Raw genomic sequence first — 26,326 nt, forward strand, 5'->3', positions numbered from 1 at the left:
CCTCTCTACTCCTCCTCTTCTTCTATTCTTTCAACCCTTGGAATACCGTCTCCACCCTTCTTTGTATGTACCTTCACTGTTAACGGCACATTCTCTATCAGCACATTACTTGTGTTCAGACCTAAAGAGCGGTTCATGCTCAACTTCAGATGGTCTATCCATTCATAGGCATCCATGATGAGTCGCTCCTTAAAAGAGAAAGAAGTGAAGGCAGAGTAAATCCTATTAATAAGTACGAAGACAAAGTTTCCCATCACATTATGCTTAGCCAGTGAAGGATAAGACGACGCAAGTGAGAAGCCATCCTTAGCCACCATATCCTCGATTATCTGCCTGAAATAACGATTGACAAGTGGGTGGATGCGGAATCCTAACCGTAGGTTGATACGATAAAGAGTATCGGGAACGAGTGTGGTGACGTCATACTCTAGCGTTGAAGGACTGTCTTGATAGTCAATATGCAGCAGGAAATAATGGTCAGCACGCATTGGATGCTTGTTAATGATTGAATAGAGAATCTTCTGTTCGATGTCGTATTTACCTCCAAGCTTGGTTAGATAGACTATGTTTGTCGCATACTTAGGGATTGACTCATCGCTCTTAATATCGGAAATAATACTGAATGATTCACGAACATCACGTATCTGTATCTGCGAATTACGAATGGTTGTGGCATTATACCACACGTACATGATTCCTATCATCACACTGGCAAGAAGCATGGTTACCCAACCTCCATTCATAAACTTTGCCATGTTTGCGACGAAGAAGATACTCTCCAAACCGACAAAGACGATAAGAAACAGGAGTGTTAGCCAACGATTTACACGACGAATAGTAAGATAAGCACTCAAGAGGAAGGTAGTCATGAGCATGGTTATCGTGATTGACAAGCCATAAGCAGCCTCCATTCGTTCCGAACTCTGGAAGAAAAGTATCACAATCACACATAAGATAAAGAGCGACATATTGACAAATGGAATGTAAAGTTGTCCCTTAACATCGGTCGGATACTTAATCTTCTGACGTGGCCAAAACTTCAAGTTCATTGCTTCACTGAAGATAGTAAACGACCCACTAATCAATGCTTGACTCGCAATGATGGCTGCTATCGTTGCCATGACGATACCGAAAAAGAGCATACCGTGGGGCATAATGGCATAAAAAGGATTCAACCCAGAGGTAAGATTATCAACATGTGCTATTATCCAAGCCCCTTGACCAAGATAATTGAGGATAAGCATAATCTTAACAAATGCCCAACTCGTGCGGATGTTATTAATTCCACAATGCCCTAAGTCGGAGTATAAGGCCTCAGCACCAGTCGTACAGAGGAACACTGCACCCAAGATTAAGAACCACTCAGGGTTGCTCGTCAGCAAGCGAATGGCATGTAAGGGATTAAAAGCCTGTAAGATAGGGACATAATCACCGACATGCATGGCTCCTAATACGCCTAACATAGAGAACCATACGAACATCAATGGACCAAACAACTTACCGATCATGTTTGTTCCGAATTGCTGAATGAAGAACAATACCGTAACGATACACAGGGCAATAGGTACTACGGGGGTCTCTGGCTCATATACTTTTAATCCTTCAATAGCAGAGAGAACAGTGATAGAAGGGGTTATGACTCCATCAGCTATCAGTGTACTGGCTCCGACAATGGCTAAGAGATAAAACCACTTACGACTATGTCGACGTATCAAAGCATACAGAGCGAGTATTCCTCCCTCCCCTTTATTGTCTGCACGAAGGGCTATCAAGACATACTTAACGGTTGTCTGGAGAGTTAAAGTCCATATAATACACGATACAGCACCAATGATATACTCTGCATTGACAGGGTTTCCTGCCCTGACAATAGCCTTCATCACATACAAAGGAGACGTACCAATATCGCCAAACACGATACCTAAGGTCACAAGAACGCCCACCAAGCTAAGCTTATGGTGTGCTGCATTACTGCAATTGTTATCCTGAGTCATTCTTATAAATACTTAAAACGAGTGCAAAGGTAAATAAAATCACGGTAACAAGAGAACTAACTATTGGCTTTTATCTATATTTCTTTTGTCGTTTACCTTATTTACAGTAACTTTGCACGTATAAAACAACAATCAAACAGATATGGAAGAAAAGAAATTCAAGCGTACTACTGTGACGGCCGCATTGCCTTATGCGAATGGTGGTGTGCATATAGGACACCTTGCCGGAGTGTATGTTCCAGCCGACATCTACGTACGCTACCTCCGATTGAAGAACCGTGAAGTAGCTTTCATCTGTGGTAGTGACGAGCATGGAGTGCCTATCACCATCCGTGCAAAGAAGGAAGGTGTCACCCCACAGGACGTATGTGACCGTTATCATAAGTTGATAAAGGACTCGTTTGAGGAGTTTGGTATCTCCTTCGACATCTACAGTCGCACTACAAGTGAGACGCACAATAAGTTCGCTTCAGACTTCTTCCGTAAGCTATACGACGATGGCAAGCTCGTTGAACAGGAGAGTGAGCAGTACTATGATGAGGAGGCTCACCAGTTCCTTGCCGACCGCTATATCATGGGTGAGTGTCCTCACTGTGGTAATCCGAATGCATACGGCGATCAATGTGAGAAGTGTGGCAGTGACTTAAGCCCTATGGAACTGAAGAATCCACACTCTACTATCTCAGGTTCACAGCCTGTCATCAAGCGTACAAAGAACTGGTACCTCCCTCTGAATGACTATCAAGAGTGGCTGAAGCAGTGGATTTTGACGGATCACAAGGAGTGGCGACCAAACGTTTATGGGCAGTGTAAGAGCTGGTTAGACATGGATTTGCAACCACGTGCTATGACCCGCGACCTCGATTGGGGTATTCCTGTTCCTGTACAGGGTGCTGAGGGTAAGGTTCTTTACGTATGGTTCGATGCGCCAATTGGCTATATATCAAACACGAAGGAACTTTGCGAGAATGATCCAGAGCATTTCGGTACATGGCAGAAATGGTGGCAAGACCCAGAGACACGTCTCGTTCATTTCATTGGAAAGGATAATATCGTCTTCCATTGTATCATCTTCCCAACCATGCTAAAGACTCATGGCGACTATATCTTACCTGATAACGTACCAGCCAACGAGTTCCTTAACCTCGAAGATAATAAGATTTCTACAAGTAAGAACTGGGCGGTATGGCTCCACGAGTATCTCCGTGACTTTGAAGGAAAGCAGGATGTACTACGTTATGTACTGACTGCTAACGCACCAGAGACCAAAGATAACAACTTTACATGGAAAGACTTTCAAGAGCGTAACAACTCTGAACTCGTTGCTGTCTACGGTAATTTCGTAAACCGTGCACTACAGTTAACAAAGAAGTATTGGAACGGTGTGGTTCCTGCCTGTGGTGAGTTAGAGGAGATTGACCGCCAGACAATACAAGAGTTTAAGGATGTCAAGGAGAAGGTTGAGGCTTATCTTGAAATCTTTAAGTTCCGTGAGGCACAGAAGGAGGCTATGAACCTCGCCCGCATCGGTAATAAATACATCGCAGAGACAGAACCTTGGAAGCTTTGGAAGACCGACCCTAAGCGCGTTGAGACCATTCTCTACATCTCACTTCAGCTCGTTGCCAACCTCAGTATTGCCTTCGAACCATTCTTGCCATTTAGCAGTAAGAAACTTCGTGAGATGATTAACATGACGGAGTATAACTGGAGTGAACTTGGTTCTACCGACCTTCTCACAGCTGGAAAGCAGTTGGCTGAACCAGAACTACTCTTTGACAAGATTGACGACGAGGCTATCGAGGCTCAGTTACGTAAGTTGGAAGAGACTAAGATGGCTAACAAAGCCGCTTCCTACAAGGCTGAACCTATCAAGAAGGACATTCCTTTCGAAGACTTCGAGAAGCTTGATATCCGTGTAGGACATATCATCAAGTGTGAGAAGGTGAAGAAGAGTAAGAAGCTCTTGCAGTTCACTATCGATGATGGTTCGGGTGTTGAGCGCACTATCCTTAGTGGTATTGCAGCCTACTACGAGCCAGAGCAGCTCACTGGTAAGGACGTTCTTTTCGTTGCAAACTTTGCTCCTCGTAAGATGATGGGCATCGAGAGCCAAGGAATGATACTCTCTGCCGTTAATTTCGATGGCTCCCTCTCCGTAACAACAACAATGGGTGAGGTGAAACCAGGTAGTCAAGTGGGATAAGATAAGCCCAAGTGGCTTTTTCAAATAACCTTAAAAGGCAATTATAATGTGTGCATCTCCATACGTTATAATTGCCTTTTTTATTAAGTTTCAATACCTTAGAATAATACGCTAAGTTCGCTGACTCTTTTTGTTTACATCGTAGTTTGAAGAAAAGAAATCTCTCACTTTCAAACTAAACTCTGCTCTCCTTCTCACCTTTACATCTCATAGACAGTAATTGAAAGTCCAAAGACACATACATATTACATATTAGAAATACTCCTTTACGGCAAACTCAAACTGTTCCATGAATATTTGCTTAAAAGCATAAAGGTTATTTTGCTCATAAAAGATGAGCATAGCTTTCTTGTAGTCTATTGAGTCTACAGAACGAAAACTAAGTGGACAATAGTCATTAGCAATAAGTATTGCATTACTCGTAATACGTGCTGTGCGCTTATTCCCATCTGAGAAAGGTTGAATATAAGACAGAAGTACGAGTGTGAGTAGGGCTTTCTCAAAGATATTAGACTTACTATTGATTAGTTCACAGGCATCTCTCATAGCCTCACGGATTTGGAATTCATTATCTAAAGGGTGGTAATTAGTACCTGTAATGCCCACACGATGACGACGAAGACCTTTATCTATAGAGAGATCCTTTGTTAGTAATTGGTGAATATCCTCTATATGACTAACCGTTAGTTCCTTTAGATAGTCTGAGTTGTCAAGGACAAAGCTCAAAGCATCCTTATGATTGAGTAGCATCACAGCCTCTTCTCTCGTCTTACCTTCAGCTGTCTTACTCTCACGGAGCAAACGTTCTGTTTCAAGCAAAGTATATGTGTTACCTTCTATTTGTGAAGACTTCCAACTAAGATCAATTCCTAATCGCTCCATCTCCTTACGATACTCATTATCAGTCAACTCACTGACATGCTGCCGAAACTCATCTTGTAATGCATCAAGGTGTGACTGCTCTTTGTCAGAGAAAAGTCTTGTTTCTGCAAGTAGACCATTAATTAGCTCAAAATTATAACTGCTCTGCACTTGTCGCTCATCCACTTCAAGCGCGAAATAAGTATCAAGATTGAGTGGCATCAGCAACTGGGCTTGGGGAGAAAGCCTATAACGAGTAGCACGTGCTTTTCCTTCTGCCACGATGTCTCCTGCCTTAATGCCAGCTGCTATCATACGTTTCAAAGTCGCATCACTACCTTTGAAAGCTGTTCCTGCAGTAATATCACCACGAGAAGAGAGTGGATGATAATGCAGATATTGTAATATATCTCTTGATTCATTCATGACTTACAAACCTTAATCGGTGCAAATATAGCAATAAAAAGCCAATTATCGGCTCATCGTAAGCCTAAAAACAAGTAAAAAGAATAGTATTTTGAGCCGATTCTGACGCTCTATATGTTTTAAAGACAAGCACTCGATAACTCTACACAGCCCTTAAAAGCTACATATTCAACTCGTTTTATTTACCAAAAGCGATATATGGGACCTTCTCAAAAACTAAGAACAAAACGACAACACACAAACTCTTTTATTCATAATCCATTTGTTTAAGATAACTATTCAAACCTTAGTTCGTCAAAATCTTCTATTTCCGAGAGTTTCATTAATGGCTTTTTCTTCAACTTAACAACAGTCCTCTTGAACACTTCATCTATTTCTGAGTCATCATCAGAATCAGCATTAAACTTGTAAGCATTAATATTCTCATCATCATATTCGACGCCTGTAAGAAAGTTAATGCTCGTTTTAAATAAGACTACTGGGCCACGATCATGAGACGCTTCATAGCCTATAAGCATAAAATCTGAGTTCTGATAACGGAAACAATACTCCCAATAACCATATCTACCATGGTAATAATGTAAATATAGCTTACTATCCTTTATGATTACACCCAACTCTGGAGAAAAATAATTACCTCCATCTTCATTCTCTGATGAGAAGCAATTGTAATTCTTTACAGCAACTTTATAGCCTTTCTCTTCAGAGAACAGCACAATAATACCCCTACGATTTCGGTCTATCAATTTACCTTCATAATCTCTTTCAAAACCATTCTTACGTGTTGCCTTGATGATTAACACACAGTCTTCAAGCCCATCTTTATTTAAGTCACCCGAAATCTTCTCAAATAGTTTATAACCTTTGGGAATGAAATCAGTTATTCGCTGCTTGTCAGCAACATCATACTGATGCATATCTCCTTGTTTTTCCACCTTTGATATACGCTTCATTGACTGGCTTACTGCAGCTTGAGGGTCAGCAGTATCGGCTTTTGACCGCACCTTATCACGGCAACCTGTCAACGCCATTGCCATACAGAGCAAACAAATAGTTATCTTACTGACTTGTTTCATGTCGTATATAGTATTACTTTCATCTGCAAATATAGATAAAAAAAAGGATAACAAACGACAGAAAACACCTTTTATTATCACCAAAGTGTATGTGTTTACTAATCAAAAAGAAGGTAGATCAATAGCACAACAATCCTCTCCTACGAATTATTTTCATGACAAGAAGAATTTATTTTCATGAAGATAAATATTTATTTTCACGACAAAAAATATTTATTTTCATGTAAATAATTCGACAAACATAGTTCTTACTTGTTTATGTCGGTACTTTTAATTACTTTTGCAACCGTAGGAAATGATAGAATCGATAGTTAATTATAAAACAAAAGAGGGTTAGGAATATGAGAAGAAAGGTTTTCTACTTTTTATTATTTACGCTGTTTGCCGTTAATTGCATGGCTTGCAACCTTTCTGCCGACACCACAAAGACAAGTAAAAAGGCTGATAATCCACTGATAGAGGACGGGTATGATGTAGATGCTGATACGGTTATGGGATATTATGGGAAGCCAATTCAGCACCTGACAAGCTTTGTGAATAACACCATAACGCTTAGTTGTCCTACACCAGACCGCTGGAAGGGCTTTTATACATGGAAGGGCTTTAAGATATCTAACTTCTATGTGAAGACGGGTGAAGCATCTTTCAGGGGGATGAATGCCGCTATTTTGTCTCCAATAACGATGACGACAAGCATAGACAGCATCACAGATTCAATTTTTACCGACCGTCTTCTTGCCATTGAATACAAGGGAAAAAGATGGGTTTATAGCAATGTTATCCATAACACGGAGGCGGATACTATGCTAAGTTTTGAGGAGATTAGGACAGGAAAAGAGGGTATAGAACTGAGTTATGAGGCTGGACAAGGATACAAATATGACTATCAACTCCTTATCAATATGTCTGATGGACAACCCTGTTTGACGAACATCTACGTTGAAGAACACAATTCTACCGCAAAGTATCAAGCCACACATCAATTCGATTTTACGGCGTTTGACGACGAAGGTGACTTCTCTCTTTATCGTTACCGACGCCATTTCCCAATGCTCTTACGGATGGGAAACTATGAAGCCTTTGGTGAATAGCAGCCTACGCTATCGTCCCCATAAATCGTAATCACATAAAGTATCAACACCTAAAACTGCCAACGCAATTGAATATCGAGTCCACTTAACGTTGAAGGCGAACTTAAAAACGAGTAGAAAGAATGGTATTTTGAGCCGATTCTTACGCTCTATATGTTTTAAAGGCAAGCGCTCGATAACTCTACACAGCCCTTAAAAGCTACATATTCAACGCGTTTTATTTACCAAAAGCAATATAAGGGACCTTCTCAAATAGTAAGAACAAAACGACAACACACAAACTCTTTTATTCGTAATCCCTTTGTTTAAGATAACTATTCAAACCTTAGTTCGTCGAAATCTTCTATTTCCGAGAGTTTCATTAAAGGCTTTTTCTTCAACTTAACGACAGTCCTCTTGAACACCTCATCTATTTCTGAATCATCATCAGAATCTGCATCATACTTGTCAGCATTGATATTCTCATCATCATATACGATGCCTGTAAGAAAGTTGATGCTCGTTTTAAATAAGACTACTGGTCCACGATCATGAGACACTTCATAGCCTATAAGCATAAAATCTGAGTTCTGATAACGGAAACAATACTCCCAATAACCATACCGACCATGACAATAACGCAAATAAAGATTCCCTTTTCTCTCCTCTACCCACAGTTCTGGAGAAAAATAATTACCTCCATCTTCATTCTCTGATGAGAAGCAATTGTAATTCTTCGACGCAAGTTTATAACCATTTTTCTCGGTAAACAGTATGATAATACCCCTACGATTTCGGTCTATCAATTTACCTTCATAATCTCTTTCAAAACCATCTTTGCGTGTTGCCTTGATGATTAACACACAGTCTTCAAGCCCATCTTTGTTCAAGTCACCCGATATCTTCTCAAATAGTTTATAACCTTTGGGAATGAAATCAGTTATTCGCTGCTGGTCAGCAACATCATATTGATGCATATCTCCTTGTTTTTCCACCTTTGATATACGCTTCATTGACTGGCTTACTGCGGCTTGAGGGTCGGCTGCATCGGCTTTTGACCGCACCTTATCACGGCAACCTGTCAACACCATTGCCACACAGAGCAAACAAAGAATTATCTTACTGACTTGTTTCATGTCGTATATAGTATTGCTTTCATCTGCAAATATAGATAAAAAAAAGGATAACAAAAGACAGAAAAGACCTTTTCTTACCACCCAATTGTATGTGTTTACTAATCAAAAAGAGGGTAGCGCAATAGCGCAACAAGCTACTCCTGCGAATTATTTTCATGACAAGAAGAATTTATTTTCATGAAGATAAATATTTATTTTCACGACAAAAAATATTTTTTTTCATGAAAATAATTCGGCAAGCATGGTCTCGACTTGTTTATATCGGTACTTTTAATTACTTTTGCAACCATAGGAAAGAATAGAATCGATGGTTAAGAATAAAACAAAAGAGGGTTAGGAATATGAGAAGAAAGGGTTTCTACTTTTTATTATTTACGCTGTTTGCTGTTAGTTGCATGGCTTGCAACCTTTCTGCCGATACCACAAAGACAAGCAAAAAGGCAGATAATCCACTGATAGAGGACGGATATGATGTCGATGCTGATACGGTTATGGAATATTATGGGAAGCCAATTCAACACCTGACAAGCTTTACGAATAACACCATAACGCTTAGTTGTCCTACACCAAACCGCTGGAAGGGCTTTTATACATGGAAAGGTTTTAAGATATCTAACTTCTATGTGAAGACGAGTGAAGCATCTTTCAGGGGGATGAATGCCGCTATTTTGTCTCCAATAACGATGACGACAAGCATAGACAGCATCACGGATTCGATTTTTACCGACCGTCTTCTTGTCATTGAATACAAGGGAAAAAGATGGGTTTATAGCAATGTTATCCGTAACACGGAGGCGGATACAATGCTAAGTTTTGAGGGGATTAGGACAGGAAAAGTGGGTATAGAACTGAGTTATGAGGGTGGACAAGGATACAAATATGACTATCAACTCCTTATCAATATGTCTGATGGACAACCCTGTTTGACGGACATCTACGTTGACGAACACAATTCTACTGCAAAGTATCAAGCCACACGTCAATTCGATTTTACGGCGTTTGACGACGAAGGTGACTTCTCTCTTTATCGTTACCGACGCCATTTCCCAATGCTCTTACGGATGGGAAACTATGAAGCTTTTGGTGAATAACGCCCTACACTATCGTCCCCATAAATCGTAACCACAGCAAGTATCAACACCTAAAACCGCCAACGCAATTGAATATCAAGTCCACTTAACGTTGAGGAGTTGACTTGTTGAAGCCCAGAAGAGATATGGTCGCGGTCGAAATAATGCGTGGTAGCACTGCGAAGAATTATCATAAGACGGCTCGATAGGTCTGCCCGAGCAAACAGGCTATAGTGCATACCCTTACCAAAGAAGGCAGGGAAGCTAAAAGAATAGAGTGGACCACGCTCGTAAACATAGATACGTGAAGCGAAATCTGTTGTTTGGAAATAACCAATCATACCATTCAGCGTGAGCCACGAAAGGGGTTTCCATGTTCCAGATTCGCTCACCATATAGCCGATACTACGCTTTACACTACTGCTTGTAGCGACATCCAACTGACTCTTACAGGCTAAAGAAGCTGCAGAATAGGTCAAGGCAAGACGCCCACGCTGCGCCACCTCGTTTAGAAGCATCGTCTTATCAGCATTGTCTCTCCCACGTATTCGAAGGCGATAACGGGCCAAGAGCGACCAACGTTGCCGATTATAAGTAAGCATCAGTAGGTTATCCCACGCCTTACTAACTGTATGTGCACCAAAACGAGGGTGTGAGAAATAGGCGAAATCAGTGTAAGCCATGAGCGACAAACCACGAGTTAGCCCCCAGTTAGCACCGATGAGCAAGCCACTCTCGTTCTGAACCGTTCCGTTATCACCAAAGCTACGAGCGAAGAGGGCAGTGTACTGATAGTCATAATAGCGTTGCACCGCAAGAAGCGACAGGTTATGAGCGGCTTGAAAAGAAAGGTTATTCACCGTAGCTATGTGTCCCTTACCATCTATTGCCGTCTCCCCTGTCAACGCCCAACGTGGGTGTTGATAGCTATAATCGGCACTTACGTTCCAAAAGTCATTACCTGCGGGGGCGTAATGACGGTAATATAAAGACGTATTAGGGGTTAAATCCTTATTAAAACGGCTATAAACGCCTGACAGACTGAGGCTAATTGCACCAGACGACCAACCGACGTGTGCGCCAGCAGCTAATTGTGAGGCTGCATCTTTACGGCTTATTTCACGCAAAGTACGGTGATAACCCGTTTTAAGGATGGTCTTGATAGTCCCATCGTCAGTCAGTGTGGCATCTATACTACGGTAGGAAAGGAAGGTGGTGAGGTTGAGGTGCTTTGCAATCTCTATTGTTGAAGCAGCTCCCTGCAGATAGTTAGCAGCCGAGCGAGAGGAGTGTGCCCGAATAGCCGTAGCTTGTCTGCCTAACATGGAGAGCATAGCAAGCTTCCCAAAGCCTAAGGAGTTGTTGATAACAAGTCCTTGTCCGAAGCTCACTTTATAGCGTCCTATAGCCAAAGCCTTCACCCGTCCCATCTTTCTCAACAGTAAGTAAAAGCTATAATGGTCGTATCCAAGGCCATTGCCATGCGCCAAGAAGGGTTCGCCAGCATCTTGTGCACCCACCAATCCAGCCTGAACATAATCGCTATAACGGAAAGAATAACGGAAGGAATGGGTATAGGGATAGCCAAGATAGCCTTGCCGGTCGCCTTCTCGTTGGTAGAACGGAACATTCGCAGTCAATAAGAAGCAGTGCTTCCCACCCTTCGCAATGGCTTTAAGGGAGGGGAACTTGCATTGTTCCTCAACTGGTGAGACATAGACAAAATAAGGGAGAAGCTGACGACGGAGAGCATCTAAGGACTCAATCATAGCCAATTCGCCCAACGACTGCATACCATGATATTGATAGACGTAGGCTTGTAGGTCCTCTATCTGTTCTGCTGTGAGGAACGGGATACGTGCAAGTTCTTCCCTACTTGCCGTATTTAGATTCAAAGGATGTGCTGCAAGGTCGGCTAAGACATCGTAGTCATCCTCCCTTGCGTCCCTATTCTCGTCATTTGTCGCATAGAGTTCCTCTAACAGTTCGTCCCATTCTAAAGGCTGTTGTGCTGTAGACGTGAGGCTAAAAAGGCCCAATAGGCAGGTTAGTAGTAGGTGTTTCATTTAGTTAGATTTCCTTAGTATTAAGACAGCAAATATAGTCTTTGTTACTGAGAAAAGCAAATAAAACAACAAGAAAAGTGATAAGAAAACCCTCTCTTATGTCGCTCTACCAACAAATACGGGGTTGGAGAGAGAAAAAGAGAGGGTTATGGGTTGTGCTAAAAAGCATGAATAGCACGGCAAACAAAGGTTAGCTTATTGGATTCTCACACTTTTGCCATCCTTATAACAGGCGATAGTGCGACTGCCATTGGTATAGATATCTTCGCTACCAGGCATATCCAAGGTAAATCCGGCAGCCTTAACCTGAGCTACAAGATTGTCGTATGCAGGCTGATTGAACACTGCAATGATGATAGCTCCATCCTTAAAAGCAACGTAACTGGACACACCCTTGCGCATTGGCTTTGGATAGTCTTCATACTTATCGGCCGTTAGAAGCTTTGCAAGAGCACAGTTCTTATAGTACATCTTAGTGAACTTATCAAGTCGATAAACCTCATAATTCGTCTTCAACTTGTAGCCGTATTTCTTCGTGATGGCGTCTACCTTACTTGGATTCTGATACATATCCAAAGCCTCAGCAATACTAATAACATCCTTCAAAGGCTCAACTGCGACCACTGTATCTCTAACGACAGGAGTCACTACAGGCACTGTAGCCTTCTGTTGTGTACCACAACTATTCAAGAGCAAAGCCAATAAAAGGACGATAGGAGCTATCCATACATTCTTTTTCATAAGTTCTTTCTATTTTAATTAATGTTGTTTTTATTACGAATAAGGTTGGGGCAGTATTCGAAATAATAGTATCTACAAGTCTTAACTGTCCATAATTGTCTGCATAGAAGCCTTCACATCGGCTGCAGAAACCTCCTTAAGACGTCCCTCTCTCACCTCCAACAAACAGTCTGCAAAGCGTACTGCAAGTTCTAAGTCATGAGTAGAAAGGAGGATGAGCTTATCCCTCTCGTGTGCCATTCGCCGTAATGTCTGAAAGGTTTCGGCCTTAGAAGGGAAATCGAGAAAGGCTGTTGGTTCATCAAGTAAGATGACTGACGTTTCTTGAGCGAGTGCTTTCGCAATCATCACCTTCTGCCTTTCGCCATCAGACAGGGTCTGTATCATTCTCCCTTTGAGCTTTTCAATCCCCATCGCAGCGATTGCATCCTCAACAACCAAGCGGTCTTCAGCACGCAACCGACCAAAGAAGCCAGTGTAAGGCGACCTCCCCAAGCCTATTATCTCCTCTATCGTGAGGTTTTGAACATCTGGTTTTTGTGTCAAGACAATGCTCACCTCTCGTGCCAACTCACGTTGTGAATAGGATTGTATGTCACGTCCATCGAGTAACAGATTTCCACCTAACTTAGGAAGAAAGCCTGTAAGCGTCTTCAGAAGTGTAGACTTACCAATGCCATTCTCCCCTATCAAGCATGAAAGTTGCCCACTCCTCAATGCTAAATCAATATCAGTAATGACGGGATGGGACGCAGAATAGCCTATAGTCAGGTGTGACAAACTGATAATCATGACGCTTACACTCTCCTATCAAACGAAGAACATGACCAATATCTGTGCGATGATGACCCTGGCAAACATGCCCAATGGGTAGACTGAAGCGTAACTAATATTACTTGTTTCGCCCTTGACTGTATCGTTGGCATAGCCCAACGCCATCGGATTAGCCATCGAACCGCAAAGGATACCACAGATAGTTCCGAAGTCAAACTTCTTCAATCGTAAGGCGATTAAGCCTACAATGACTACTGGAACAACGGTGAGTGCAAAGCCTAAGCCTATCCATAGCAAGCCCTCTGGGCGTACGACGGTGGCGAGGAAGTCTTTACCTGCATCCAAGCCTAAGCAAGCAAGATAGAGTGACAAGCCTAACTTACGCAACATAAGAGACGCACTACGTGTGGTATAAGCGATGAAGTGCAATCGAGGACCAAATGCTCCGGCCAATATACCCATGATGATAGGACCGCCAGCAATACCCAATCGGATTGGAGACTCCATACCTGGAAGGTTGATAGGGATTGTTCCTAAGGCCAAACCAAACACCATTCCGAGGAAAATAACAGCGAGGTTAGGCTCATTGAGTGTCTTAACTGAATTGCCAAGGAACTTCTCTGCATGGTCGATAGCCTCTGGTTGACCCACTAAGGTAAGGCGGTCTCCATAACGGAGGACAAGGTCTTGCGTTGCAAGTAGCTTGATATCTGCACGGATAACACGGCTCACATTGACATTATAAGCATCACGCAAGTGAAGTTGTCCAAGCTTCTTTCCATTTAACACACCGTTTGACAAGATGATAACACGGCTCTCCACCTTTGTGTCAAGGTGGTTCCAATCGACTTGCTCCTTGTTCAAATCACGGTTGACCTTCTGTCCGAAGAGTATTTCCATGGCTGACACCTCATCACGTTTAGTAGCTACAAGGAGATTATCATTGGTTTTCAACACCGTTGAACTCATTGGGACAATCACGTCTTCACCACGCCAAATGCGTGAGATGATAAACTTGCGGTGGGTACCCTGAGCTATTTCGGCTATTGACTTACCATTAATAGCTGGATTGAGAACGACAAACTGTCCGATATAAGTATGGTCGTCTTCTGCGCCAGAGTGCACTACTAAGTCGGAAGGTCGCACAAAGAACTTGCGAAGAAATATCATGGCAAAGATAACACCGACCACACCCAATGGATAAGTAACGGCTGTTGCCAAGGCAGCAGGACCACCACTATGCCCCGCATGTTGTAATGCCTGCTGTGCAGCACCAAGTGCTGGCGTGTTCGTTGTAGCACCACAAAGGATACCAACCATGTTTGACATCGGTACGTTCATGCCGTAGGAGAGGACGACAGACATAATCGTTCCTAAGAAGATAACGCCTAAACTCCACAGATTAAACAAGGTTCCTTCATGTCGGAAGGACCCAAAGAAGGTTGGACCAACGCTCAGTCCGAGCGTATAAACAAAGATTACCAACCCGAAAGTCTCACAGTAATTGAGCATCTGCTCGTCTACTTGCAGCCCAAAGCTACCCGCAGCGATGCCAAAGAAGAACACAAAGGCTATACCAAGAGATATACCTGCTATCCTAATCTTACCTAATCCCAATCCCACTGTACATACAAGTGAGAGGACCACAACTGCTTGTAGGGCAGAAGGGATGCTAAATAGTCCGTCAATCCAGTTCATATCTTATTATTACAATACCTGAAGATACTTCTCCAAAGGGATTCCCCTGTTCTTATCCGAGTTGTCCTTATTGAGGTCTATCAGCCTGTAAACACCGTCAATAGCCTTCTGCGTGCTCGGAATGAGTAGTTCGCCGTCCAAGAGATGACCAATAAGAATAGCCGAGAAAATGTCGCCTGTGCCTGGGAAATGGACGGGTATCTCTGTATAAGGTAGTGAGAAATACTTATCTGTCACGTGGTTATAGCCTACGACAGACGGTGTTCCATCAACAAGGATAGACGTTATCAAGGCCGATTTCGTACCGATTAGGCGCAGTCCATCAAGCAGTCTCTTGGCTTCATCGAAACTTACTCCCTGCTCATCATACTTACTTGACGTAAGATAGCAGGCTTCTGTGTAATTAGGGAAAGTAAGGTCGGCTACGCTAATCATCTCACGCATGGAGTTTATCGCAGCTGCTGTCACACCATTATAGAGTTTTCCTTCATCGCCCATGATAGGGTCGACGAAGATGGTCGTGCCTCGTTCTGCCTGTTCGCGACAGTAGTCGGCTACCAATTTAGCCTGTCGCTCTGAAGCAATAAAGCCTGTCGCAATGGCGTCAAAACTAAAACCAAGCTCCTTCCATACTGGGAAAACGCCCTTAATATAGTCTGTTGTCTCAAGGATATTGAACTTACCATAGTCGAGGGTGTTGGACACCAAGGCCGTAGGAAGGTTGTAAACAGGGTGTCCTAAGTATGATAAGATAGGGAGCATAGCCGCTGTCGCGACTTTTCCGTACCCTGCTATATCATTTATAAGTAGTATATGTTTCTTGCTCATTCTATCTTTTTAAATTAGACTACAAAGGTAGTGCAAACCGCATGAACGGCAAAATAAAAACCAATAAATCACCATAATAAGTCTTGCTTTCCATCTTCTATAGTCCTACTGACGTCGAATACAAGTGGTGCTGACGCTCCTCACCTATCGAGTTAAGGCTAAGGACCAATAGTAATGAGGGTTATAACAAGAGAAGATGACCAACAATGCAAGCCGACTATAAGCGTTGAGAACATAGCCTATAGAACCACTTAAACACTTCGTTCAAGGTCCTTAAGCGGCTTGAGCATCAACTGCTATGATTTCTTTTCATGAAGAGAAATAATTATTTTCACGACAATAAATATTTATTTTCACGACAAAAAATATTTTTTTTCATGAAAATAATTCGCAAGTCAACGTATAGTAACACACAAAACGCTCCCTCTCTCAACCCTCCTTTACGGCCGACACGCCTCTGAGATAGGCCTTTAATAAGTTTGAAATAGTATCCTTAAAAGTCTAAAATGCGCTTTCTAACAAGACGAAAACAGCCCGCTATCATTGCTGATAACGGGCTATTATATATAATAAGGTGTAAACCTTAGTTCAGACTACCTATTGACTAAGCCTCAACAGATGCTGTAGCAAGCTCCTTTGAACGCTTTTCAATCTTCTTACCCAATACGAGGTAAGCAACAGGAGATGCGATGAAGATTGAACTCAAAGTACCGATGATAATACCGATAATCATTGCGAAAGAGAAGCTACGGATACTTTCACCACCAAGGACGAAAATAGACACGAGTACTATCAAGGTTGATACAGACGTATTAATAGTACGTGAGAGGGTCTGGTTGATAGAGTCGTTGAATATCTTCTGAATATCAGCCTTAGCAAGATTATGCTTGTGTTTACCCAAGTTCTCACGGATACGGTCGTAAACAACCACTGTATCGTTGATATCATAACCGATAACTGTCAAGATGGCACCGATGAACGTCTGGTCAATCTCAAGTGAGAAGCCTATCCAACCATAGCATAATGAGAAGCAACCGATAACGATTGTCGTGTCAAGAACAAGTCCAACAATAGAACCAACAGAGAAACCTATGTTGCGGAAACGCAAGAGTATGTACAAGAAGATGAAGAAGATAGCCAACAACACACTCATGATTGCATTATAAGTAATGTTCTTTGCGATTGAAGGACCAACCTTCGCACTCTGGATAATAGAGCCACCTTCACGGATATCTGGGTTCTTGAAGTTCACAACACTTGCCTGACTAACAAAGCCACCCTTCTTCAATGCGTTGTAAAGGATTGTCTCTGCCTTGTCGTCCTCAGCTGGGTTATTTGAATCAATATTATAGTTCGTAGAGATACGAACGGTCTTACCGTCTGTACCCAACGCAATAACAGTTGTCGTTGCAGGCTTACCAGCATTCTCACCAACCGTATTCACGAAGGCACCTGTCATCACCTTACGAACATCCTCTACGTGAGTTGGCTTGTTCAAAGTGACAACGTAGTTGCGACCACCAGTGAAATCAATACTACGACTCAAGCCACGAACAGCGAAGCTAACAATACATACTGAGACAGCAACACCCCAAACAGTGAATGTAGTCTTATACATACTGAGGAAGTGATAGTTCTTATTCTGCATGAAGTTCTTTGAGAACGCTGTTGTGAAGGTCTGATTCATCCACTTATCCTTACCTACACGGTTCTCAAATACAAGACGTGTGAGGAATACTGCGGTGAAGAATGAGATTACAAGACCAATGATCCAAGTGGTAGCGAAACCACGGATAGGACCTGTACCAGTCACAAGAAGGATAACACCAGTAATGAGTGATGTCAAGTTAGAGTCGAAGATAGCTGAGAAGGCATTACCGTAACCTTCTTTCAAAGCCACTTTCATACCCTTTCCGAGTTTCAACTCCTCCTTAATACGTTCATAGATAAGCACGTTAGCATCCACGGCTGTACCCAAGGTCAACACGATACCGGCAATACCTGGCATAGTTAATGCCGACTGGAAGGACGCTAAGACACCCAAAGTAAAGAAGAGGTTGGCTATCAAAGCAAGGTTAGCCATCATACCAGGGATGAAGTTGTACATGACAATCATGTAAAGCATCAAGAGGACGAAAGCGATAGCAAATGAGATAAGACCCTGCTCAATTGACTGTGCACCAAGTGTAGGACCTACGACTTCCTCCTGTACAATCTTCGCAGGAGCAGGCATACGACCTGACTTCAATGTGTTAGCCAAGTCCTTAGTATCCTCAATAGTGAAGTTACCAGAGATAACTGACTGTCCACCAGTAATCTCACCTTTTACGTTTGGAGCTGAGTAAACAACGCCATCGAGTACGATTGCGATAGCCTTACCTTGATTTGCCTTTGTCAAAGCAGCCCACTCACGAGCACCCTCAGAGTTCATTGTCATACTAACCTGAGGACGACCATGCTGATCAAACTCGTCTTTAGCAAATGTAACAACGTCACCCTCCAATGGAGCACGACCGTCAGCGGTTGTTACCTTCAGTGCATAAAGCTCAAAGACATTCTTCTTATTAAGTCCTTCTGCTGGCTTTGCACCCCAAAGAAGCTTCAAGTCGCTTGGGAAGATCTGCTTAGCAAGCTGACTGTAAATAATCTTATTGATAGCAGCAGTATCTCGTACGCTTGCATAACCTACGAGACTAAGCGCATTACCAGGAATAGTCTGTAGCATAGAAAGCAATGGGTGCATCTTCTTCATAGCATCCATCTGAGCGTTCCCACCCTCAGCTGCATCGCTTCTGTCAAGTACTAACTTTTTAGCTGGGGCCTTCTTTCCCTGTACCTCCTTATTTGAAGCAGTAGCAGTTGTATCTGTCTTTGTATCAGCATTAGCCAAACGCTGATCGAGCTGAGTAAGATAAGGATTAATCTCTTGGTTGTTGTAAGTCTCCCAGAACTCAAGGTTAGCAGAGCCTTGGAGGAGTTTACGCATACGCTCAGGCTCACGAATACCAGGCATCTCAACCATAAGGCGACCTTCTTGACCCTCTAATTTCTGGATATTTGGCTGTACAACGCCATACTGGTCGATACGGTTTGTAACAACATTGTAGGAGTTGTCGATAGCTGAAGCAACTGCTTCACGAAGTGCCTTTACAACTTCTCCATCCGTACTCTGGGTACTTACCTTGCCTTTCAACTCCTGTGTAGCGAAGATCTCAGCCAGCTTATGACCTGGAGCTACCTGATGATAGGCATCAACAAAGAGTGTGATAAAGTCTTTCTGACTCTTCGTCTCTTCCTGCTTAGCCATCTCTAAAGCCTTCTGATAAGCAGCATCTTGCTTATGATCAGCCAAGAAATCAATAACGTCAGGTACTGAAATCTCAAGTACAACATTCATACCGCCCTTCAAGTCAAGACCAAGACCGATCTGTGTTTCAAGGCATTTCTGGTAAGAGTAGATACCCAAATACTTTACAGAATCCTTATAATCCTGTTGCGCAATAGGGTCTTTAATCGTTGCTGCCATACCATCATAGTAGCTTGTCGCTACTGAAAATGACAGGTAGAAGATACTTGCGAGCGTCAAGAGAATGGCTACGCAAATTACTAATCCTTTGTTTTGCATTTTATTTGATTGTATTTAATTATTGTTTCACTACGCCTGATAGACGTGCAAAGATAAGCAAATTTTCACACTTTGAGAAATTTATAACTTATAAATGTGTGTTTTTTAAGGTTTTGGACGGTATTTAAGCCAACAATAGATGGGATAATGGTCAGAAGTAGTCACACTATTGTCGACCTTAGCCCCATACGACTCAAAATCGTCAGAACAAAAGATATGGTCAATGCGAAAGTACATCCCACTCTTATGATAGCTTATCCCTGGTCCATTTCCACTCTCTACATAGCAGTCATTCAGCTCTTTTGAGATGACATGATGCGTATAGCTTAATGGACTATCATTGAAGTCTCCACACAAGATAACAGGTATCTGCTTATCGAGATATTTCTTAACAAAACGTGCAACTGCCTCTGCCTGTGGTGCACGCCGAGCCGATACATCCCCTAACTTCTTGATTAGATGGACCGATTGTTTCTTAGCTTCATCGGTCTTCAACTCACCCTTCACGAGTGTCTTAAACCCTTCTTTGTCGCCAGAACTCAGTCCGTTACTCTCGAAATGGTTATTCACGACGAGTGTCTTAGTTCCTTTGATATCAAGCATATAAGCCACACTCTGGTTACTACTTGAGCCATACGGGATTGTATCTTGCCAAAGAACAGGATACTTACTCAGTAATACGATATAATCAGCACCAGGGTGTTTTTTTATCATCAACTTGAAGTATGGGTAGTGTTTCTTCAGTGTTGAATAAATCTGATCACCGTTATCCAACCTTGCTTGCGCCTCTTGCAAACAGACTATATCAGCCTTACTCTTTACGATATAATCAACGATTGGATTCTTCGCACCATGCGGTTCATCCCAAGAAGAGAACATAAAGACATTATAAGACAGCACCTTTATACTGCCATGTGGCTTATCTTCAGGAAAGTTAAAGGGTGAATACGTCCGGATAGGACCATAACAAAGAATAAAGCCTAACAACGGCAACCAAATAGAACGCAATCGACAAAAGCACCAAACGACAAGAAACACGAGATTGAACACAAGCAATATTGGGAATCCTAAGCCCAAATTAGCCAATGAAGGATAGTCGACAGGATTGAGCCTACCGATATTCCCAACAAGTAACATCAACAGAACAACGATGATATTACCTATCAATAAAACCCTATATGTAAGTTTCTTTAATTTGCTAAACATCTCTACACCAAGCACGCTGGTACTCACTACCATTGGTTCCTTTAGTTTTCAACAATCCTATAAATAGTCACAAAAGAGCTATAAAGTAAGTACTATACCGTCAAACAATAACGACCTACTATCTACTCACCTCTTAATTCCTTGCTGCCATATATCCTTCTCAGATTTCATCAACACCCTACCAACCAGCAACAGAGGGATTTCCTTATTTCTTACTACTATCAAAGAGCTTCTGTTTCTCCTCTTTCGTCAGACTGTCATAACCACTCTTACGAATCTTATCCAAGATACGATCGACCTCTTCTTGCTGTTGTTTTTTACGAGCATTATACTCCCAATCACTATTACTATCCGTAGTATTATTGTGTGAAGCATCCGTCCAAGACTCCCTACTACCATTCGCATTCGCATGAGGAGTCGCACCTCCACGTTGTTCCCACGAATTCTTCATACGATCAAAGAACTGATGTCCCTTATTCATACCGAAGTCTCCATAGCCGGAATACGGACGTCTCTTCCAATAACGGATAAGAATAAAACCAAAGAGCATACCTCCTAAGTGTGCCAAATGCGCCACTCCGTCATTGCTTGTACCAATAGCAGAGAACAATTCAACTACTACCGAGCCTATAACAATCCACTTTGCTTTAATAGGGACAGGGATAGGTATGATGAACATACGCTCTTCTGGGAACAACATACCGAAGGCAAGTAGTACGCCATAGATGGCTCCAGAGGCACCTACAGTGTTCATCATGTTCAGATACTCACTCATAGGAATAATCGAATTAGCTATCCTCACAGTTTCATACTGCGCCAGACCCTCCACTACATACGTACCATACTGTGCCAACTCTTGGCAAACACCAGCGCCAAGACCACAGACCATGTAATAAAAAAGGAACTTCTTTGGACCCCATACATTCTCTACAACCATGCCGAACATCCACAACATGAACATATTCATCAATAGATGAGTTACGCCACCGTGCATGAACATATACGTAACAAACTGCCAAGCACGGAAATCAGGAGCCAAAATGAAATGTAAACCAAGGAGGGTATCCAAATCAATATTCAATCCTCTTAAAGCGTATGTGGCAACAAAAACCAGCACATTGATGATAAGAAGATTCTTTGTTATTACGGGTATATTTCGCATTTAAGTGATGTCTTAATCTTTACAACGTATTATTTATCAATGCAAAAATACTAAATTCTATCGTTATTAAGCATAAAACAAGCAACATAAAGACTATTTTTTATGATTTTCTACACTTTTCCCTTGATTTTATTTGATTTATAAAAGTAATCAAGTATATTTGCATCATGATCTTGTAATCACTCATACAATTAATCAATAAATAAATCAAAATTATGAACAAAACGGAATTGATCGAGAAGATTGCAGCTAATGCTGAGGTAAGCAAGGCTGTTGCTAAGAAAGCTTTAGACGCAACTACAGAAGCAATTAAGGATGCACTCGCTGCTGGTGATAAAGTACAACTCGTAGGTTTTGGCACCTTCTCTACAACTGAACGTCCTGCTCATGAGGGTATCAACCCAAGTTCTAAGGAGAAGATTATGATTGCAGCTAAGAAGGTTGCTAAGTTCAAGGCTGGTGCTGACCTTTCAGACGCTGTGAACAAGTAATCTGTAAATATAAATACATGATACAATTAGGCAGGCCAATGGTCTGCCTTTTTCTTTTTTATACCCTTTGTTCTCACCTTATCATCAGTTTTCTTTCCCCTCTCCATCTCTTTTTACTCACCTTCTCGACCTATCCGTCTCGAATTATTATCATGAAAAAAAATAATTATTATCATGAAAAAAAATATTTTTCTTCATGAAAATAAATTCTTTCTTACGTGAAAATAATTTGGAAATAACGTCTTTCTGGCTCGCTGAACACAATCAATAAGATGATTGCCATCCCATAAAAAGAAAGGGGAAAGCTCCCTTTTCAATCCCTTCCGATAATAAATCAAAGGACAGAAAAGCGAACTTTCCCCTACTATCACAGATGAATAATATCATTACCCTACATGATTCCCGTCTGTTTATACGCTTCGTTCTGTACTTTCTTCTCTATTTCTTTATAACTCTTACCCCTTGACAGCTTCCAACTAAACTTTAGCATTATCATATTACCCAAGTCTCTGCTGCGATAAATATACTCTTTATGGAGGTTTTCATTCAGTACTTTACCACGCTGTATAGCGGGATGTTGCTGGAAAGGATGCTGCATAAAGAGCGACAGACTACACCTACTCCACCTGTAACTAACCCCAAAATAGACTGCTGGACCATTCCTTCCCTCATGCTCTCCTTCAACAAATTTCCAACCATTATCGGCATATCCCGTGAGTGTCCAGTGTCCAAGATAAGCTTCAACATTACCTCCATAGTTGTAACTCGTTAGGTAATGACGATACAGACTACTCACATTAAAGAAACGAAAGACACCTCCAAAAAGTGTTACAGACAGCCGTTCGGGTACGACATCATACCGCACATAGTTTTGATTAGCTATCATCATGATATTACCGACATTCTGTTGCGAATAAAGGAACTCATCCGTCGGAGTACGTTCATACACACTCATATTGCTACCAAGGTCACGTCGGTACTCTATATTTGCCCCACAGCTAACACGACTACCATTATAACTTATATCAAAAATATTCTTTATGACCCTTGAAGGTTGTAGATTAGGGTTACCAACCTTCCATTCACGACTATTCTCTCTGATTTTTGCATCGCTCACCATAGCGTATGAAGACACACGACGATAGGTTTCAAAGGTGTAACGAGCACTTAACCCTGTCAAGACTTCGTAACTCAACGTCAGTTTCGGACGGAAGGTCCAGTAGTCAAAGCTATAGTTTTCCTGCGAATAGGTCTTATTAGCAACCCCTACACCTGCCGAATAGCCTAATTGCTTCCATCTTCCTTTCACCTCAGAGAATAGATAAAGCTCTCCTCTCCGCACCTTATTATGAGCTGACACATCACCCGTATATTCATTATTCGTAAACGACATCGAGTGTTCCAAACCTGCAGAAAGGGTGAAAGGCTTGAGTTTATTCTCATAAATAGCTTCACTCTCCAGCGACCAAGTACGCCCATCAACATCATAGGCATAAGTTCTCCCTTCTCCATTATATCCCCGCTTGTCCGTGTAAATACCCGAACCAACAACGTTAGCCGTAACACTCTGATGCTTACCAAGCTGATGAAAGAAGTAAAGATCAAGAGTTGGAGAGAAATCACTTGACACATTAATCGTCCGATAAGTCTGCTCTATCGTTCCATCTCGATACACAAAATCAGCATAATTACCAGGCGTATTGCCTCCTCCCACTGACAGATTTGCTTGGAAAACATACGTAGCCGAGTCGGCAAGACTATACTTTATCTCAAACTGATTACCAAAACGACGACTCCTTCCATCGGTCTGATTGCGTGAAACCAGATAATGACTACCGTTGTTCAAGGTATAGTCAGCCACTTCTGAAGACCGAAAACCATGCTGGTCTTTATAAAGGGAAGTAAAGGTTAAAGCCAGTTCTGAATTCTTATGATTATACTTTGCATAGAGCGTATTACCGCCATTCACAGTCGTAACAGAGTTTGATAAATCTGCTCCGAGAACGTAACCAGTGGTGTTACGCTTCGTCCGAATATCAATAACATAGCCTATTCCTTCACCATATCGTACACCCGGATTATCGATGAAATCGATGTTTTTCACAAGTTTTGGGTCCAATGACAGTAGGTCTTCTTTGCTTGCTAAGGTTCCATTCAGCCTGATTTGCACGCTACCATCATTCATCAAAGGGGTGACAGTACGCATCACCTCGTCTACTCTAAGGCGTGGAAGCGACAGCTTAGCAAGCAGACTATACCCGTCTGTTGACGCTTCTCGTTGTGCATCAGACGGTATAATCAACAGTCCATCAACCTTTTTCGTCACTCGTGCAGCCTCAACCGTCACCTCTTTCATCACTACACTCTTCGCTTTCTCACCGTTCTCTTTCTCGTTCTGTGCCCCAATAGGCAATGCAAGAAAGCATAATGACAACATCCATAAACCTTTTCTCATAGTCTTTGTTTTTTGCTACAAAGATAGAGTTCAGCTCCTATTAGGGCAAAAAAGTACACTGACAATTAGCTGACATTAGCTAATTGAGGGTCAACAGACAAGTAAATAGCACAACTGAACCTACCTAACAAGAACTTGCCAAGTATAATATTCCTATAAAGTAAGCTTAAAATTTATAAAGCAAAAGGGACATTCTTTCCATTAAGAAAGACAGTCCTTTTCTTTCTTTGAGGCCGAATCAGAAGTAAGTCGGTAGCCATCTCCCCTATCAGCAACAATCTTTAATCCACAACGCTCGCTGACTATAGGTTTCAACCGACGGATAAGTGTGTAGAGCGTCTCGCTTGCGTCGGGTTTCTTAGGCCATAGAGTTTCACAGATAAAAGCCTTTGTCAATTTGCGATTAGACGCATTGATAAATAGCTCCATCAGCTGTTGTTGCATTGGCGTAAAGGCTATCCTCTCTCCATGACAGTCACGAAAACTGCGATCGGAAGTGGCATACACCATCTTACCCAACACCAACCGACCTGATTGATGACGCCGAAGATAAACGATAGACACCGCCATCCAGCCCAATGATAATATCAAAAAGAGAAACGACAAACGCTGGTCTGACAAGCCCCACACCGTTGCAAAGGAACAATCAGCATAACTCTGAACTCTCAGCGAACGACTGCCAGACCGCCACTTCATCTGTCTACTGCAAAGCGAATGCGCGTCTTCACCCAAAGCATACGACACAACCGAGCGACGTCTTAGGGCAGCTATCTGTAAATGTTGGCGATAGTTTTCTATCGTGTCTGGCGTTATCCACGCCTCACGCTTCTGTGCAAGAGTCTTCGACAAAGCCTGATTCATGTCTTGCACTATTGCTGTTTCTGCACAGTGATAACCGTCAACACTTGCCCACACTGCCGAGCAAATGAGAAATAAGAATACAACAACTGCCGATATAGGTTTCATAGGCTTATATAATAAGAGGTGTAAGAACTGTTTGAGCTATAGCTTGTCACAAAGATAGTATATTCTGTCATGAAATACAAATAAGGGACGAGAAATATAGCGCAAAAGCCATAGAAACACAGTATATTTACTCTTCAAACAACATTAAGACGCAAAATTATACAGTAAAATTTGGGCATTAACCGAAAAAACATTACCTTTGCACCCACGATTGTCCTATGGTGTAATGGTAGCACTACAGTTTTTGGTTCTGTCAGTGGTGGTTCGAATCCGCCTGGGACAACACAGATTATCCGCAGATTCATTATGTTTCTGCGGATTTTTTAGTTTATGCTCATTACTAAATGATAATATTTATGACCTATCAACAAACTAAATTCGGGTCAGTCCTAAAACCCAGTTGCAAGTCTATCCTCTTAAGCACATAATTTCATAAGTATTTATTACCTTTGCATCATGAAGAATCACCAATTAT

18 protein-coding genes and 1 tRNA gene are annotated in these 26,326 nt (G+C 42.0%); 5 read left to right on the forward strand and 14 right to left on the reverse strand.

Going from position 1 to position 26,326, the window contains the following annotated elements:
* Positions 1-5 precede the first annotated feature (5 nt).
* Positions 6-1,994 (reverse strand): KUP/HAK/KT family potassium transporter, encoded by a 1,989-nt coding sequence (locus CHB62_RS01850; RefSeq protein ID WP_089365457.1) that lies wholly within the window; start codon positions 1,992-1,994, stop codon positions 6-8.
* Between the two features lie 142 nt (positions 1,995-2,136).
* On the opposite strand from CHB62_RS01850, the gene metG reads away from it, so the two are divergent.
* Positions 2,137-4,200 carry a methionine--tRNA ligase gene (gene metG, locus CHB62_RS01855; protein WP_089365458.1) on the forward strand — a complete coding sequence of 688 codons (2,064 nt, stop codon included), beginning with the start codon at positions 2,137-2,139 and terminating at the stop codon, positions 4,198-4,200.
* Positions 4,201-4,452: 252 nt separating this feature from the next.
* Here metG and CHB62_RS01860 read toward each other — a convergent pair whose 3' ends face one another.
* Both CHB62_RS01860 and CHB62_RS01865 read right to left on the reverse strand, forming a co-directional pair.
* Complete coding sequence (locus CHB62_RS01860; RefSeq protein ID WP_089365459.1) at positions 4,453-5,487, reverse strand: Fic family protein; 1,035 nt, start codon at positions 5,485-5,487, stop codon at positions 4,453-4,455.
* A 275-nt stretch (positions 5,488-5,762) separates the two neighbouring features.
* Positions 5,763-6,563 carry a hypothetical protein gene (locus CHB62_RS01865; RefSeq protein ID WP_240616193.1) on the reverse strand — a complete coding sequence of 267 codons (801 nt, stop codon included), beginning with the start codon at positions 6,561-6,563 and terminating at the stop codon, positions 5,763-5,765.
* 341 nt (positions 6,564-6,904) lie between these two features.
* Here CHB62_RS01865 and CHB62_RS01875 point away from each other — a divergent pair, with 341 nt between their 5' ends.
* Positions 6,905-7,654, forward strand: coding sequence for a hypothetical protein (locus CHB62_RS01875; RefSeq protein WP_089365461.1), 750 nt, complete (start codon positions 6,905-6,907; stop codon positions 7,652-7,654).
* 314 nt (positions 7,655-7,968) lie between these two features.
* On the opposite strand, the gene CHB62_RS01880 is transcribed toward CHB62_RS01875, so the two are convergent.
* Positions 7,969-8,769, reverse strand: coding sequence for a hypothetical protein (locus tag CHB62_RS01880; protein ID WP_089365462.1), 801 nt, complete (start codon positions 8,767-8,769; stop codon positions 7,969-7,971).
* A gap of 341 nt (positions 8,770-9,110) precedes the next feature.
* Between CHB62_RS01880 and CHB62_RS01890 the strand changes: the two genes are divergently transcribed.
* Complete coding sequence (locus CHB62_RS01890) at positions 9,111-9,860, forward strand: hypothetical protein (RefSeq protein ID WP_089365464.1); 750 nt, start codon at positions 9,111-9,113, stop codon at positions 9,858-9,860.
* A 50-nt stretch (positions 9,861-9,910) separates the two neighbouring features.
* Here CHB62_RS01890 and CHB62_RS01895 read toward each other — a convergent pair whose 3' ends face one another.
* From CHB62_RS01895 to CHB62_RS01930, 8 genes are all read right to left on the reverse strand, one after another.
* Positions 9,911-11,905: a helix-hairpin-helix domain-containing protein gene (locus tag CHB62_RS01895; RefSeq protein WP_089365465.1), complete on the reverse strand. Its 1,995-nt coding sequence runs from the start codon at positions 11,903-11,905 to the stop codon at positions 9,911-9,913.
* A gap of 195 nt (positions 11,906-12,100) precedes the next feature.
* Positions 12,101-12,646, reverse strand: a complete 546-nt coding sequence (locus CHB62_RS01900) for a hypothetical protein (RefSeq protein WP_089365466.1) — start codon at positions 12,644-12,646, stop codon at positions 12,101-12,103.
* Between the two features lie 81 nt (positions 12,647-12,727).
* Positions 12,728-13,438, reverse strand: a complete 711-nt coding sequence (locus CHB62_RS01905; RefSeq protein WP_089365467.1) for an ABC transporter ATP-binding protein — start codon at positions 13,436-13,438, stop codon at positions 12,728-12,730.
* Positions 13,439-13,456: 18 nt separating this feature from the next.
* A complete protein-coding gene (locus CHB62_RS01910) occupies positions 13,457-15,118 on the reverse strand; it encodes a putative transporter (protein WP_089365468.1) in 1,662 nt (553 codons plus the stop codon).
* A gap of 9 nt (positions 15,119-15,127) precedes the next feature.
* On the reverse strand, positions 15,128-15,946 hold the full coding sequence (locus CHB62_RS01915; protein ID WP_009013005.1) for a pyridoxamine kinase: 819 nt from the start codon (positions 15,944-15,946) through the stop codon (positions 15,128-15,130).
* A 604-nt stretch (positions 15,947-16,550) separates the two neighbouring features.
* The gene (gene secDF, locus CHB62_RS01920; RefSeq protein ID WP_089365469.1) at positions 16,551-19,571 is read right to left on the reverse strand and encodes a protein translocase subunit SecDF; all 3,021 of its coding nucleotides are present in this window, start codon (positions 19,569-19,571) and stop codon (positions 16,551-16,553) included.
* A 105-nt stretch (positions 19,572-19,676) separates the two neighbouring features.
* Positions 19,677-20,777, reverse strand: a complete 1,101-nt coding sequence (locus tag CHB62_RS01925; RefSeq protein ID WP_089365482.1) for an endonuclease/exonuclease/phosphatase family protein — start codon at positions 20,775-20,777, stop codon at positions 19,677-19,679.
* A gap of 205 nt (positions 20,778-20,982) precedes the next feature.
* The gene (locus CHB62_RS01930) at positions 20,983-21,939 is read right to left on the reverse strand and encodes a rhomboid family intramembrane serine protease (protein WP_089365470.1); all 957 of its coding nucleotides are present in this window, start codon (positions 21,937-21,939) and stop codon (positions 20,983-20,985) included.
* 215 nt (positions 21,940-22,154) lie between these two features.
* Here CHB62_RS01930 and CHB62_RS01935 point away from each other — a divergent pair, with 215 nt between their 5' ends.
* On the forward strand, positions 22,155-22,430 hold the full coding sequence (locus CHB62_RS01935; protein ID WP_009013001.1) for an HU family DNA-binding protein: 276 nt from the start codon (positions 22,155-22,157) through the stop codon (positions 22,428-22,430).
* Between the two features lie 391 nt (positions 22,431-22,821).
* Here the strand turns inward: CHB62_RS01935 and CHB62_RS01940 are convergent, their stop codons facing one another.
* Both CHB62_RS01940 and CHB62_RS01945 read right to left on the reverse strand, forming a co-directional pair.
* Positions 22,822-24,885 (reverse strand): TonB-dependent receptor, encoded by a 2,064-nt coding sequence (locus CHB62_RS01940; protein WP_089365471.1) that lies wholly within the window; start codon positions 24,883-24,885, stop codon positions 22,822-22,824.
* Between the two features lie 201 nt (positions 24,886-25,086).
* The gene (locus tag CHB62_RS01945) at positions 25,087-25,851 is read right to left on the reverse strand and encodes a winged helix-turn-helix domain-containing protein (RefSeq protein WP_089365472.1); all 765 of its coding nucleotides are present in this window, start codon (positions 25,849-25,851) and stop codon (positions 25,087-25,089) included.
* A gap of 212 nt (positions 25,852-26,063) precedes the next feature.
* Between CHB62_RS01945 and CHB62_RS01950 the strand changes: the two genes are divergently transcribed.
* Positions 26,064-26,134: transfer RNA gene (locus CHB62_RS01950), tRNA-Gln, on the forward strand.
* Positions 26,135-26,326: the final 192 nt, after the last annotated feature.

This window comes from Prevotella jejuni, assembly GCF_900187995.1.
Taxonomy (GTDB): Bacteria; Bacteroidota; Bacteroidia; order Bacteroidales; family Bacteroidaceae; genus Prevotella; species Prevotella jejuni.